This window comes from Pseudomonas sp. KBS0707, assembly GCF_005937945.2.
Taxonomy (GTDB): domain Bacteria; phylum Pseudomonadota; class Gammaproteobacteria; order Pseudomonadales; family Pseudomonadaceae; genus Aquipseudomonas; species Aquipseudomonas amygdali.
On sequence record NZ_CP041754.1, the window covers coordinates 323,428 to 338,017 of the forward strand.

Genomic DNA, 14,590 nt, shown 5'->3' on the forward strand with positions numbered 1-14,590 from the left:
GAAGGCAGCGCCCTCGCTTCGACCCAAGGCAACGGCTCTGGTTCGCGCGCTGACCAAATTGGCAAAACGCTTGCATCGATCGTTCCATCCCGATCAATGACGTGCAGCATGCTGATTCTTCGTTTCGGGTTTATGATGCCCAACGGCAGAATAATAGAAGCCTCTGAACTGGACTTATGGAGCACTTATGCAGACTTTGTACCCGCAGATCAAACCCTACGCCCGGCACGATCTGGCCGTGGAACAACCGCATGTGCTTTACGTCGATGAAAGTGGCTCGCCAGAAGGGTTGCCAGTGGTATTCATTCATGGCGGCCCTGGTTCCGGATGCGATGCGCACAGTCGCTGCTATTTCGATCCTAACCTGTACCGTATCGTAACGTTCGATCAGCGTGGCTGCGGTCGCTCCACACCGCATGCCAGCCTTGAGAACAATACCACCTGGAAACTGGTGGAGGACCTGGAGCGGATTCGCGAGCACCTCGGAATCGACAAATGGGTGCTGTTCGGCGGCTCGTGGGGCTCGACTCTGGCCCTGGCTTATGCGCAGACCCATCCAGACCGCGTACACGCGCTGATTTTGCGAGGCATATTCCTGGCCCGTCAGCAGGAAATCGACTGGTTCTATCAAGCGGGTGCCAGCCGTCTGTTCCCGGATTACTGGCAGGATTATGTAGCACCGATCCCGCTGGATGAGCGCGACAACATACTGGCTGCCTTCCACAAGCGCCTCACCGGGCCGGACCAGATCGCCCAGATGCACGCTGCCAAAGCCTGGTCGACCTGGGAAGGGCGTTGTGCAACCTTGCGCCCCAACCCGCAAGTGGTCGATCGCTTCGCCGAACCGCACCGTGCGCTGTCCATTGCGCGCATCGAATGCCATTACTTCATGAACAAGGCGTTCCTTGAGGAAAACCAGTTGATTCGCGACATGCCAAAGATCGCGCACCTGCCGGCAATCATCGTTCACGGTCGTTACGACGTCATCTGCCCGCTGGATAATGCCTGGGAGTTGCATCAGAACTGGCCCGGCAGCGAACTGCAGGTCATTCGTGAGGCTGGCCATTCGGCGTCGGAATCCGGTATCGCCGATGCGTTGGTGCGTGCCGCTGCAGAAATTGCGCGCAACCTGCTCGACCTCCCGCCCGAAGAAGCATGACAGCAGCCTGGTATTGGTTTTGAGTCTGGAAAGGCATTTATGAAAGGTTTGTTGCAGCGCGTGCGAAACGCACGCGTGGAGGTGGGCGGCGAAGTTGTCGGTGCTATCGATCAGGGCATATTGGTGCTGGTGGGCATAGAGCCTCAAGACACCCGCGCCAGTGCCGATAAGTTGCTGCACAAGCTGCTTAATTATCGAGTGTTCAGCGATGCCGACGGCAAGATGAATTTATCCTTGCGCGAGGTAGGTGGCGGGTTGTTGCTGGTTTCGCAGTTCACGCTGGCCGCGGATACCAAAAGCGGGTTGCGTGCGGGGTTCTCGAAAGCCGCTGCTCCAGCGCTGGGCGCCGAGCTGTTCGACTATCTATTGAGTCAGGCCAGAATCGCGCATACCGCTGTGGCTGCGGGCCAATTTGGTGCGGACATGCAAGTGCATTTGATAAATGATGGCCCAGTGACATTTTTGTTCGATACATAAGATACGATTTCATCGTTTCTCCCCTGAATTTTCCGGTCGCACGGGAAATAAATTTCTTTGTCATACCTGATGCGTTGTGGCGCGCGCTGCTGGATAATCGCGCGTTACGGGGATCGACACTGTTGGTCCATTTGGTATGACAAAAGCGGTTCTGACACCGGGTTGGGGAATCATTAAGCCCATTCGGAGTCGGAACAATGCTCGCCAACCCGGCATTGATAGCTGGCCGTTGGTTTTTTCATCTGTTTTTCGGCGAGGGTTGCTCGTGATTGTTAGTCCCTGTGATGCTCCAAAGACACCTGTCAAGCGGTTGCGTAGTGCACTTCTGGCAAGCTCGGCCCTTGTATGCCTGTTCAGTGCAGGTCAGCTGTGGGCGTTCAATCTTGATGATGTAACGGCAAAAGCCAAAGAACTGGCCGGGCAGAAGTTCGAGGCTCCAAGGAGCAATCTGCCGAACGAGCTTCGCGATATGAAGTTTGCCGACTATCAGAAGATTCGCTTCCGCGATGACAAGGCCGAATGGGCGGGCGAGAAGACTCCGTTCAAAGTGTCTTTCTACCACCAGGGCATGCACTTCGACACGCCGGTCAAGATCAACGAAGTGACCGCTACCAGCGTCGACGAAATCAAGTACGACTCCAGTCGTTTCGATTTCGGCGATCTGAAGATCGACCCCAAATCCACCGAGAAACTGGGTTATGCCGGTTTCCGTGTCCTGTATCCGATCAACAAGGATGACAAGCAGGACGAAATCATGACCATGCTGGGCGCGAGCTACTTCCGCGTGATCGGCAAGGGTCAGGTCTATGGACTGTCCGCACGCGGCATGGCAATCGACACTGCATCGCCGTCTGGTGAGGAGTTCCCGCGCTTCAAGGAATTCTGGATCGAGAAGCCGGGCCCGGATGACAATCATCTGGTGATCTTCGCGCTGCTCGACTCGCCGCGCGCTACCGGTGCTTATCAGTTGACCCTGCGTCCTGGCACCAACACTCTGGTTGACGTCAAATCGCGCATGTTCCTGCGTGACAAGGTCAACAAGCTCGGTGTTGCCCCATTGACCAGCATGTTCCTGTTCGGTGCCAACCAGCCTTCGCGTGTACCTAACTACCGTCGCGAGCTGCACGACTCCAGCGGTCTGTCGATTCAGGCTGCCAACGGTGAGTGGTTGTGGCGTCCGCTGAACAACCCTAAACATCTGTCCATCAGCAGCTTCTCGGTCGAAAACCCGCGTGGTTTCGGTCTGCTGCAACGTGGCCGTGACTTCAGTCAGTACGAAGACTTGGATGACCGCTATGACAAGCGTCCAAGCGCCTGGATCGAGCCGAAGGGTGACTGGGGCAAGGGCACCGTCGAGCTGGTCGAAATTCCGACTGCCGACGAGACCAACGACAACATCGTGGCCTACTGGAAGCCTGAGACTCTCGCAGAGCCGGGCAAGGAAATGGCATTCGATTACCGTCTGCACTGGACCATGCAGGAAAACTCGATCCACTCGCCGGATCTGGGCTGGGTCAAGCAGACCCAACGCTCCATCGGTGATGTGCGTCAGTCCAACCTGATCCGTCAGCCGGATGGCAGCCTTGCCTTCCTGGTCGATTTCGTGGGCCCGGTACTGGCCGCATTGCCGGAAGACAAGACCATTCGCAGCCAGGTGACCACTGACGACAACGTCGAACTGGTGGAAAACAACCTGCGCTACAACCCTGTCACCAAAGGCTACCGCCTGACCCTGCGTGTGAAGGTCAAGGATTCCGGCAAGCCAACCGAAATGCTCGCTTACCTGCTGCGTGAGATCCCTGCCGAACCGGGCAAGGAACCTGCGCTGCTCGTTGCAGACAAAGCTGAAGAGAAGAAGGCTGCTGCCAAGGAAGCTGCCAAACCGGCAGTTGCCAAGGAATCTGCCAACGACCAGGTAGAAATCGCCAAGGCCGACGCGCCGAAGCCTGAAGCCGCCAAACCCGAGACCGCCAAGCCTGAAGCTGGCAAGGCCGACGCTGCGAAAGGTAAAGGCGAAGTTGCCAAAGCCGATGCAGCCAAAGCCGACGCAGCCAAGGCTGACGTAGCCAAGGACAAGGACGGTAAAGAGATTCAGCAGCCTGAAACCGAGGCAGCACCCACCCATCCGGAACCGGCCAAGACGTTGCAAGTCATGACCGAGACCTGGAGCTATCAGTTGCCGAGCGATGAGTAATTCTCTACCGGTGCCAGTGTCTCTGAACGAGTACCTGGCGCATTTACCGATGAGCGACGAGCAGCGGGCAGAACTTGCCGGCTGCAAGACCTTCGCCGAGTTGCATGAGCGTCTTTCTGCGCAGCCGGTCAATGACCCTGCCGAGGCCGCTCAGGCTTCGGTGGGTCGCCGCCTTACGCTGACCACCGCAGACCAGCTGGAGGACGCCGAGATGCTCGGCGTCGATGCCAGCGGTCGCCTGTGCCTCAAGGCCACACCGCCGATTCGCCGGACCAAGGTCGTGCCAGAGCCATGGCGCACCAACATTCTGGTACGCGGCTGGCGTCGCCTGACCGGCAAGACCAACCCGCCCAAGCCAGAGCACGACGATCTGCCTCGTGATCTGCCCAAGGCGCGCTGGCGCACCGTCGGTTCGATCCGTCGTTACATCCTGCTGATCCTGATGCTGGGTCAAACGATCGTGGCTGGCTGGTACATGAAGGGCATTCTGCCGTATCAGGGCTGGTCGCTGGTTTCGCTCGACGAAATCACCCGTCAGACCTTCGTGCAGACTGCTTTGCAGGTCATGCCTTATGCCTTGCAGACCAGCATTCTGTTGCTGTTCGGGATTCTCTTCTGCTGGGTGTCGGCCGGTTTCTGGACCGCACTGATGGGCTTCCTTGAGCTGCTCACCGGTCGCGACAAATACCGTATCTCGGGTGCCAGTGCTGGCAACGAGCCGATCGAAAAGGGCGCACGTACTGCGCTGGTCATGCCGATCTGCAACGAAGACGTGCCACGGGTTTTCGCCGGCCTGCGCGCTACGTTCGAGTCGGTCGCGGCTACGGGTGATCTGGATCGTTTCGATTTCTTCGTACTCAGCGACACCAACGAGACTGACATTGCCGTTGCCGAGCAACAGGCCTGGCTGGACGTATGCCGCGAGACCAAAGGTTTCGGCAAGATCTTCTATCGCCGTCGTCGTCGTCGCGTAAAACGCAAAAGCGGCAACCTGGACGACTTCTGCCGTCGTTGGGGTGGTGAATACCGCTACATGGTCGTGCTCGATGCCGATAGCGTCATGAGCGGAGAGTGTCTGACCAGTCTGGTTCGCCTGATGGAAGCCACGCCGGACGCCGGTATCATCCAGACCGCGCCACGTGCGTCGGGTATGGACACGCTGTATGCACGCATGCAGCAGTTCGCTACGCGGGTCTACGGTCCGCTGTTCACGGCCGGTCTGCACTTCTGGCAGTTGGGTGAATCCCACTATTGGGGTCACAACGCGATCATCCGCATGAAGCCGTTTATCGAGCATTGCGCCCTGGCGCCGCTGCCGGGTAAAGGTGCCTTTGCCGGTGCGATCCTGTCTCACGACTTCGTCGAAGCTGCGCTGATGCGCCGTGCCGGCTGGGGCGTGTGGATTGCTTACGACCTGCCGGGCAGTTATGAAGAATTGCCGCCCAACCTGCTGGACGAACTCAAGCGTGACCGCCGTTGGTGCCACGGCAACCTGATGAACTTCAGGCTGTTCCTGGTCAAGGGCATGCACCCGGTTCACCGTGCGGTGTTCCTGACCGGTGTGATGTCGTATCTGTCGGCACCGTTGTGGTTCTTCTTCCTCGTTCTGTCCACGGCCTTGCTGGCGGTGAACACACTGATGGAGCCGACTTACTTCCTTGAACCGCGTCAGCTGTATCCGCTGTGGCCACAATGGCACCCGGAAAAAGCTGTTGCGTTGTTCTCGACGACCATCGTCCTGCTGTTCCTGCCTAAACTGCTCAGCGTCATTCTGATCTGGGCCAAGGGCGCGAAAGGCTTCGGTGGCAAGTTCAAGGTCACCGTTTCGATGCTGCTGGAAATGCTCTTTTCGGTGCTGCTGGCACCGGTGCGCATGCTGTTCCACACCCGCTTCGTACTGGCCGCTTTCCTGGGCTGGGCCGCAACCTGGAACTCTCCGCAACGCGACGACGACTCCACGCCGTGGATCGAAGCCGTTAAGCGTCATGGTCCACAGACACTGCTGGGCGCATGCTGGGCCTTGCTGGTGTTCTGGTTGAACCCGAGCTTCCTGTGGTGGCTTGCGCCGATTGTGGTCTCGTTGATGCTGTCGATTCCTGTGTCGGTGATTTCCAGCCGTACCAATCTGGGCGTCAAGGCGCGTGACGAGAAGTTCTTCCTGATTCCTGAAGAGTTCGAACCGCCGCAAGAGTTGATCTCGACGGATCAGTACACCTACGAGAACCGCTGGCATGCGCTGAAACAAGGCTTCATTCGGGCTGTGGTGGATCCTCGGCAGAATGCTCTGGCCTGCGCCCTGGCAACCTCGCGTCACCGTCAGGCACAGCCGATCGAAGTGGTGCGTATGGAGCGTGTTGATCAGGCTCTGAAGGTAGGTCCGGCCAAACTCGGCAATCAGGAACGTCTGATGCTGCTGAGCGACCCAGTCGCCCTTGGGCGCCTGCATGAGCGTGTTTGGAGCGAAGGTCACGAAGAGTGGCTGGCCGCCTGGAGAGCTTCCATCGAAGCTGATCCACATGCGCCCTTGCTGCCTTTGCAGCCTGTAGGTAAAGCGTCGGAGCCGGTCCCGGTCTAAGACCGCCCGGCTACGAAAAAAGCCCCTGCCGCTTAGCGCGTCGGGGGCTTTTTTATTGGGCTTTGTGGCACATACATGCAGAGGACATGGTCAAGACGGGTTCTCCAGAACCCCGATCGTTCCTCACGCTCCAGCGTGGGAATGCAGTTCTCGACGCTCTGCGTCGCAAGAGGACGCGGAGCGTCCAGACCGGCATGCCTACGCGGAGCATGGGCACGATAGTGTTATCCCTGACGACGCTCGTTCCTCACGCTCCAGCGTGGGAATGCAGTTCACGACGCTCTGCGTCGCAAGAGGACGCGGAGCGTCCAGACCGGCATGCCCACGCGGAGCACGGGCACGATAGTGTTATCCCTGACGACGCTCGTTCCTCACGCTCCAGCGTGGGAATGCAGTTCACGACGCTCTACGTCGTCAGAGGACGCGGAGCGTCCAGACCGGCATGCCTACGCGGAGCATGGGCACGATGGTGTTATCCCTGTCGACGCTCGTTCCTCACGCTCCAGCGTGGGAATGCAGTTTACGACGCTCTGCGTCGTCAGAGGAGGCGGAGCGTCCAGACCGGCATGCCCACGCGGAGCATGGGCACGATAGTGTTATCCCTGACGACGCTCGTTCCTCGCGCTCCAGCGTGGGAATGCAGTTCACGACGCGGAGCGTCGCAAGAGGACGCAGAGCGTCCAGACCGGCATGCCTACGCGGAGCATGGGCACGATAGTGTTATCCCTGACGACGCTCGTTCCTCACGCTCCAGCGTGGGAATGCAGTTTACGACGCTCTACGTCGTCAGAGGACGCGGAGCGTCCAGACCGGCATGCCTACGCGGAGCATGGGCACGATGGTGTTATCCCTGTCGACGCTCGTTCCTCACGCTCCAGCGTGGGAATGCAGTTTACGACGCTCTGCGTCGTCAGAGGAGGCGGAGCGTCCGGACCGGTATGCCTACGCGGAGCATGGGCACGATAGTGTTAGCCGGGCCGCCTGCTGGTGCAATGGTGGTTCAACTCACTCTGAATTTCCCCACCAGTGTCTGCAAGTGAGTTCCCAGTCTGGCGAGTTCGACGCTGGAGGCTGCGGTTTGCTCGCTGGCGGCGGCGTTCTGTTCGGAGATGTCGCGTACGCTGATGACGTTACGGTTGATCTGTTCGGCAACCACGCTTTGTTCTTCGCTGGCGGTGGCGATCTGTTCGTTCATGTGCTGGATGGTCGCCACCGTACGGGTGATCTGCTCCAGCGCGCTTCCCGCGCGGCGGCTCAGTTCAACGGTGTTGTCGGTCAGGGTGCGGCTGTTGTCCAGCGTGGTTGCGACCTGCTGAGTGCCGGTTTGCAGTGCGGCGATCAATTCCTCGATCTCTTCTGTGGACTTTTGCGTGCGTTGCGCCAGGCCGCGTACCTCATCGGCGACCACCGCGAAGCCGCGCCCGGCTTCACCAGCGCGAGCTGCTTCGATGGCCGCATTCAGGGCCAGCAGGTTGGTTTGCTGCGAAACCGACTTGATTACGTCGAGAACGCCGACGATCTTGTTGCTTTCCAGCTTGAGTTCGCTCATCGACTGCGTAGAGTTCACTACCTCGCGAGCCAGTTGCTCGATCTGACTGATTGCCCGCCCGACAACCTCGTCACCGCTGCGGGCCTGTTGATCCGCCTGAGCCGCAGCCTGGGAAGCCTCCTGAGCATTACGCGCGACTTCCTGCACCGTCGCGGCCATTTCATTCATGGCCGTGGCCACCTGGTCGGTCTCGTCTTTCTGACTGGTGACCCCGATGCAAGTCTGCTTGGTCACCGCTGACAACTGCTCGGCCGCGCTGGCGATCTGCGATACGCCCTCGCTGATACCGCCGACCAGCTCGCGCAGGCTGACCGTCATGGTCTGCATACTGCCTTGTAACTGACCCATTTCGTCACGACGGGTCACTGACATGTCCCGACTCAGATCACCCTGAGCGATGCGTGCTGCGACAAGCAGCGTCTGCTGTAAAGGTACGGTGATCTGCCGGGTCATGACCCAGGCGGCCAGCAACCCGACCAGCAGCGCCAGGCCCGCAACGCTGCTCAGTGTGGTGCTGGAATTGACTGCTTCACTGTCGCGCTGAGCGGTTTGCAGACGGTTCAACGCGGCTACGGAGTCCAGCAACTGATCGCCGAGACTTCTCATAAGTTCCTGGTCCGCCTCGGCTTTGGTTTGTATCTGTTTGAACTCGTTGAGCCTTTCCCGATAGCCTTGCAGGGCTGTAGTGGCGGCTCCCAGGCCCCGAAGGCTTTCACTGTCCTCGTCCTGCCCGATCTGCCCGATTTCCTTGAGCGCTTCGTCGATGGCGACAATGGCTGCGGCTTCATCGGCATCGCGAGTGGTGAAGGTGTAGGCCTGTACCTGATAGCGAGCGATCTGTACCTCCTGCCTGAGCTGGGAAATGTTGGTGAATTCCTCCATCCGCTCAGTGCTGTCCTGTTCCTGGCTTACGCTCTTGAGTACCTCGCTCTCAACCAGTGCGATGGCCTGCAAGGCCTGCTCTGACGTCTGCTCCAGGCGCGTGCGTACCTGGTTACGAGTCTGACGGTTGGCCCGGACGTCGGCGAAGGTTTTCTCGAGTCTGCTTACCGTCTCAAACTGTCCGTTGAGCAGCGTAATGGTTTCCGTCTCCAGGCTCTGTCGGTGCAGCGTTGTGAGCTGGGCTTTCATTTCGTTGAGCTTGTCTGTCACCAATGCCGTGCTTTCTGGCGTCTTTTCCACGCGATCGGTGATACGTTCGGCACGCAGGTCTTTGGTGAGGCTGTTGAGCTGGGCAATGTCCGAGAGCGACTCGGAGCGGTCGATCATGGTGTACAGACCATGCCAGCCGGTCAGTGTGATGATCAGCGTCAATAACAGCACCAGGCCAAAACCCAGTGACAGTTTGAATCTGACGTTCATGTTGCCGAGCGCGTGATTGATCAGTCGGAACATAGGAATCTCCTGCAATGAGCGAACAAAAGCATGTTCCGGGCGAGTCAGAACATGCGTTGTGAGCGCATCGGCGTGGTGATTCATTGCGTGACCTGAGAAGGTCGTAGGATATTTCCGAGCACGAAGGAGGGGTGAACGGTGTCACGTTTTTACGGGAAAAGAAGCCCGCGCTCAGTGCTGGCGCGGGCTGAATGCTGCCAGGTCAGACAGTAAAGCGACTCACCAGCAACTGAAGATGGTTGCCAAGTCTTGCCAGTTCGACACTGGACGCCGCGGTCTCTTCGCTGGCCGCAGACGTCTGTTCGGACACATCGCGGACATTGATGATGCTGCGGTTGATCTCTTCGGCGGTCGCGCTCTGTTCCTCGGCGGCCGCTGCAATCTGCTGGTTCATTGCCTGGATAGCCGAGACGGTTTTGGTGATGTTTTCCAATGAGCCACCGGCCCGACGTGTCAGCTCAACGCTACTGGTGCTCAGTTCCCGGCTGCTGTCCATGACGGTTGCGGCCTGCTGTGTGCCGCTTTGCAGACGGGCGATCAGCGCTTCGATCTCTTCGGTAGACTTTTGCGTGCGCTGCGCCAGGCTGCGCACTTCATCGGCGACCACGGCAAAGCCCCGACCCGCTTCACCGGCGCGGGCGGCCTCGATGGCGGCGTTCAGCGCCAGCAGGTTGGTCTGTTCCGCGACCGACTTGATGACGTCCAGCACGCTGCCGATCTTGTCGCTTTCCTGTTTCAGAGCGCCCATGGCTTCGCTGGAATTGCCCACTGCAGAAGCCAGGCGCTCGATTTGCGCAATGGCTTCGTTGACCACTCGCTCACCATCACGGGCCTGCTGGTCGGCGGCGACGGCTGCTTCAGAGGCTTCTTCGGCGTTGCGCGCGACTTCCTGAACGGTCGCAGTCATTTCATGCATGGCGGTGGCGACCTGATCGGTCTCGACCTTCTGGCTGTTGACCCCGGCACTGGTCTGTTCGGTCACTGCCGAGAGTTCTTCCGCTGCGCTGGCGATCTGGGTCACGCCATCGCGAATTCCGCCCACCAGCTCGCGCAGGCTGACGGTCATGCGCTGGATCGTGCTTTGCAGCTTGCCCAACTCGTCCTTGCGGTCGACCCGCAGGTTGCGACTCAGGTCGCCGGAAGCAACCCGCTCCACCACTTCAAGGGTTTCCTGCAGGGGCGTTGTAATCTGACGAGTGATTACCCAGGCTGCCAGAATGCTGATCACCAAGGCCAGAGCGGTGGCCACCGCGATCATAAAAACAGATTTTTCGCTGTCTGCGTCGCGGCTTTTGTTCTGCCTGGCGATCATGTCATCGCTGGTGGTCAGCATCTTGGTGCCCAGTGCCGTCATTTTCTCCAGCGCGGCCTTGCTGGCGGCTTGCGTGTCCCGATACTGGCCTACTGCAGCGCGGTAGCCGTTGAGCCCGACAACGGCCTGCTGCAGCAACGGCAGGTACTCGGAGGAAATGTCACCGGCCAAGGTATTGATCCCGGTAATGGCTTCATCAATGGCCTGGTTGGCGTTCTTTTCGAAATCCGGACGGCCGCTGTAGGTGTAACCGCGAACCTGGAAGCGCGCCTGCTGAATCAGCTTGCTGACGCCGACGATGCCGTTAAAGGCGAGGATGTTGTCTGCCTTGAGCAGCTCGGCTTCAACCTTGTTTGCCTGATCCACCGCCTTGTCAGCATTGTCGCCCATCTGGCTGCGGCTGATCTCGCGAGCATCGATAGCTTTGGTCACGTCAGCGAAAGACTGGCGGTATTCGCGAGCGGACTGAATCTGACCGTCGAGTGACTGGATATTTTCGGGCGAGCGCAGCAGATTTCGCGCGTGCACCAGTGCGGCATCAAGTTGATCCAGGGTCTTTCTGACTTCGGCCGCGCTTTCTGCGTTGAACAGGTCTTCGTAACGGGTGCGGTCGATGCGTAGCTGGAGCGTCAGCTCGTTGATTTTTGCAATCGCTGTGACACGATCTCCACGATCGATCAGTGCCTGGTTGCTGAACCAGCCTGTGGCCGAGATCATCAGGGTCATTAGCATGACCAGACCAAAGCCTATTCCCAATTTCAGGCTGACACTCGCATTGGCGAGACGTTGAGATAACCCACGAGACATGACCACTCCTTAGCTGTCTGTTCTTTTATGAATGCACTTACATCGGCAGCGCATCAACTAACTGAAGCGGCCTAGTTGATGTAACAGAGTCTAGAACAGACGAGCGAGAAGGGCAGTTACAGCGGTTTCGACGCGCAGAATGCGCTCGCCAAGTTGCACAGGCTGCAAGCCGGATTGTCGCAACAAGTCGACTTCATAAGGGATCCAGCCGCCTTCGGGGCCGATAGCCAGCGTGACAGGCTGGGTAACCGCGCGCGGGCAGGCAGGCAAGTCACCGGGGTGGCCGACCAGGCCCAGGGTGCCTGCAGCCATGTGCGGCAAACGGTCTTCAACGAACGGCTTGAAGCGCTTTTCGATGATGACTTCCGGCAGCACAGAATCGCGCGCTTGCTCCAGCCCCAGAATCAATTGCTCGCGAATGGCCTCGGGCTCCAGAAATGGCGTCTGCCAGAAGCTTTTTTCTACCCGGTAGCTGTTCAGTAGGATGACTTTCGGCACCCCCATGGTCGCGATGGTCTGGAACACCCGGCGGAGCATCTTGGGGCGTGGCAGTGCCAGCAACAGGGTGATGGGCAGTTTTTCCGGCGGGGCGCTATCCAGCGAAACACGCAGCTCTGCTTCATGAGGTTCAAGGCGTAGCAGTTCGGCGCTGCCCAGCAGGCCATTAATGCGGCCGACGCGCAGACTGTCGCCGACCTCTGCACGATGCACCTCCTGCATGTGCTTCAGACGGCGGTCACGCAGGACCACCCGGTCAGCCGCAATGAAATCGGCTTCCTCAAGCAACAGTAGGTTCACGGTGCGGTCGCGGGCGGCTGATCCTGCTTGTCAGCGTCCTCGGCCTGATCGTCCGGATGTTCACCACGCTTCTTGATCATCGAACTGCACAGCACGCCCAGCTCGAACAGCAGCCACATCGGTACTGCCAGCAGCGTCTGCGAGAAGATGTCCGGCGGCGTCAGGATCATGCCGACCACGAAGCAGCCGATGATCACGTAGGGACGGATCTTCTTCAGGTACTTGACGTCGACAATACCGATCCACACCAGCAGCACCACGGCCACCGGGATTTCGAAGGCCACGCCAAAGGCGAAGAACAACGTCATCACGAAGTCCAGATAACTGGCGATGTCGGTCATCATCGACACGCCTTCCGGTGTAACGCTGGCGAAGAAGTGGAAAATCAGCGGGAAGACCAAAAAGTACGCGAAGGCCATGCCTGCGTAGAACAGGATGATGCTCGACACCAGCAGTGGCACTGCAACGCGCTTCTCGTGCTTATACAAGCCCGGCGCGATAAAGCCCCAGATCTGGTGCAGGATGACCGGCATGGACAGAAACAGCGCGACCATCATGGTCAGCTTGAACGGCGTGATGAACGGCGAGGCCACGTCGGTGGCGATCATTGTCGCGCCTTCAGGCAGATAGACGCGCAGCGGCGCCGAGACCAGTGTGTAGATCTTCTGCGTGAAGTAGAACAGGCCGGCAAAAATCAGGAACACTGCCGCAACACAACGCAACAGACGTGTACGCAACTCGGTGAGGTGCGAGATCAGCGGCATTTGCTGATCGTTTTCCGGGGTATCAGCGCTCATGGGGCTCGCGGTGGCAATGACGAATCGTGGACGGGAGGCGTCGGGACCGGTGTATCGGCATCGACTGGCTTCGCGGTTTTCTCCAGCGATAGCGCGGGTTTTGGTGCCGCAGGCTCCGCTGGGCCGAGGGTGTTGTGACCGGTGTTGGCGGCGTCGGGCTGCACCGAGGCCGGCTGCGGGCTAACCGGCTCGTAGGTGGTCTCGGGGTGCTGATTCTGCGCGAACATTTTGCGCGCCTCGTCTTCCAGCGAAATAATGTGCTCGTTGTGCAGCTGCCGACGAATTTCGTCGGCCCCGATTTCACGTTCAACTTCCTGTTTGATCGCATTGAAGCTGCGCTTCAACCGGCCGATCCATAAGCCTGCGGTGCGTGCCGCACCCGGCAGGCGCTCTGGGCCCAGTACCAGCAAGGCAACCAGGCCGACAAGCAGCAGTTCAGAGAAGCTGATACCGAACATGGGCTTAAACCTGGTCTTTGCGGATCGGCTCGTCGACTTTGTGCGCCTGCGCGTCGATGGTATGCGGCTGATTCAATGGCGAACCCTGAGGGGCAGCCTGTGCCTGCTGTGGCTGAGGTGCAGGCTGTTCTGCTGGCTTGTCATCGTCATTCATCGCCTTGCGAAAGCCCTTGATCGATTCGCCGACGTCGCTGCCCAGACCCTTGAGTTTCTTGGTCCCGAAAACCAGTACCACGACGATCAGGATGACGATCCAGTGTTTCCAGTCAAAAATACCCATGAAACAGTCCTCGTAAAAGATTTCAAGCTTGAAAGGGGTGAGCGTTATTCTGCCGTGCGAGCGGCTTTTTCCGCGTGGCCGGACAGGCCGAATCGGCGGTCCAGTTCATCGAGCACGGCTTGTGGGTGCTGACCCAGCGCTGCGAGCATCACCATGCTATGAAACCACAGGTCAGCGGTTTCATAGATCACGTCGCTGCAATCTCCGCTGACTGCAGCGTCCTTGGCAGCGATGATGGTCTCGATCGATTCTTCACCGAGCTTTTCCAGAATCTTGTTCAGGCCCTTGTGATACAGGCTGGCGACGTAGGAACTGTCGGCAGCGGCGTCCTTGCGTGATTCCAGCACCTCGGCCAGACGGGACAACGTATCAGTCATGTTCAGTGGCCTGCTGAGTAAATAGCGTCAGGATCTTTCAAAACCGGGTCGACGGTCTTCCAGCCTGAGTTTTCGTACACTCGGTAAAAGCAACTTTCGCGGCCGGTGTGGCACGCGATACCGCCGATCTGCTCGACCATCAGGATAATGACATCGGCATCGCAGTCCAGGCGCAGTTCGTGCAGCTTTTGCACGTGACCTGATTCTTCACCTTTACGCCAGAGTTTGCCACGCGAACGCGACCAATAGATGGCACGATTCTCCGACGCCGTCAGGCTCAGGGCTTCGCGGTTCATCCAGGCCATCATCAATACTCGACCGGTCTTGTGATCCTGAGCGATTGCAGGCACCAGACCGTCGCTGTTCCAGTGAATCTCGTCCAGCCAGTCTTTCATATCTACTCCGGCAGCCG

The 14,590-nt window shown here is 58.9% G+C and carries 12 protein-coding genes and 1 pseudogene; 4 read left to right on the plus strand and 9 right to left on the minus strand.

Translation table 11 applies throughout. From position 1 onward, the window contains the following. Positions 1-187: 187 nt before the first annotated feature. From pip to mdoH, 4 genes are all read left to right on the plus strand, one after another. Entirely contained in the window at positions 188-1,159 is a 972-nt protein-coding gene (gene pip, locus FFH21_RS01615) for a prolyl aminopeptidase (RefSeq protein ID WP_004654190.1), read from the plus strand. Between the two features lie 39 nt (positions 1,160-1,198). After that, positions 1,199-1,636, plus strand: coding sequence for a D-aminoacyl-tRNA deacylase (dtd, locus tag FFH21_RS01620; RefSeq protein WP_004654194.1), 438 nt, complete (start codon positions 1,199-1,201; stop codon positions 1,634-1,636). A 265-nt stretch (positions 1,637-1,901) separates the two neighbouring features. After that, positions 1,902-3,830, plus strand: coding sequence for a glucan biosynthesis protein G (locus FFH21_RS01625; protein WP_011167451.1), 1,929 nt, complete (start codon positions 1,902-1,904; stop codon positions 3,828-3,830). Further along, positions 3,823-6,405: a glucans biosynthesis glucosyltransferase MdoH gene (gene mdoH, locus FFH21_RS01630; protein ID WP_004666504.1), complete on the plus strand. Its 2,583-nt coding sequence runs from the start codon at positions 3,823-3,825 to the stop codon at positions 6,403-6,405. The genes FFH21_RS01625 and mdoH overlap by 8 nt, the downstream gene beginning before the upstream one ends. A gap of 1,000 nt (positions 6,406-7,405) precedes the next feature. Here the strand turns inward: mdoH and FFH21_RS30945 are convergent. The 9 genes and pseudogenes from FFH21_RS30945 to hisI all read right to left on the minus strand — a co-directional run bounded on the left by FFH21_RS30945 (position 7,406) and on the right by hisI (position 14,573). Then, entirely contained in the window at positions 7,406-8,281 is an 876-nt protein-coding gene (locus FFH21_RS30945) for a methyl-accepting chemotaxis protein (protein ID WP_371217756.1), read from the minus strand. Then, positions 8,264-9,433: pseudogene (locus FFH21_RS30950) on the minus strand (methyl-accepting chemotaxis protein); the annotation flags it as partial. The gene FFH21_RS30945 and the pseudogene FFH21_RS30950, both read right to left, overlap by 18 nt. A gap of 118 nt (positions 9,434-9,551) precedes the next feature. Continuing rightward, a complete protein-coding gene (locus FFH21_RS01645) occupies positions 9,552-11,387 on the minus strand; it encodes a methyl-accepting chemotaxis protein (RefSeq protein ID WP_371217758.1) in 1,836 nt (611 codons plus the stop codon). Positions 11,388-11,558: 171 nt separating this feature from the next. Beyond that, entirely contained in the window at positions 11,559-12,266 is a 708-nt protein-coding gene (locus FFH21_RS01650) for a 16S rRNA (uracil(1498)-N(3))-methyltransferase (RefSeq protein ID WP_011167455.1), read from the minus strand. After that, positions 12,263-13,063, minus strand: a complete 801-nt coding sequence (gene tatC, locus FFH21_RS01655; protein ID WP_004654207.1) for a twin-arginine translocase subunit TatC — start codon at positions 13,061-13,063, stop codon at positions 12,263-12,265. The genes FFH21_RS01650 and tatC overlap by 4 nt, the downstream gene beginning before the upstream one ends. Beyond that, a complete protein-coding gene (tatB, locus tag FFH21_RS01660) occupies positions 13,060-13,521 on the minus strand; it encodes a Sec-independent protein translocase protein TatB (RefSeq protein WP_002551629.1) in 462 nt (153 codons plus the stop codon). The genes tatC and tatB overlap by 4 nt, the downstream gene beginning before the upstream one ends. 4 nt (positions 13,522-13,525) lie before the next feature. Next, complete coding sequence (locus tag FFH21_RS01665) at positions 13,526-13,801, minus strand: twin-arginine translocase TatA/TatE family subunit (protein ID WP_002551630.1); 276 nt, start codon at positions 13,799-13,801, stop codon at positions 13,526-13,528. Positions 13,802-13,845: 44 nt separating this feature from the next. After that, positions 13,846-14,178: a phosphoribosyl-ATP diphosphatase gene (locus tag FFH21_RS01670; RefSeq protein WP_002551631.1), complete on the minus strand. Its 333-nt coding sequence runs from the start codon at positions 14,176-14,178 to the stop codon at positions 13,846-13,848. Positions 14,179-14,180: 2 nt separating this feature from the next. Then, positions 14,181-14,573 carry a phosphoribosyl-AMP cyclohydrolase gene (hisI, locus tag FFH21_RS01675; protein ID WP_002551632.1) on the minus strand — a complete coding sequence of 131 codons (393 nt, stop codon included), beginning with the start codon at positions 14,571-14,573 and terminating at the stop codon, positions 14,181-14,183. Between the last annotated feature and the right edge of the window lie 17 nt (positions 14,574-14,590).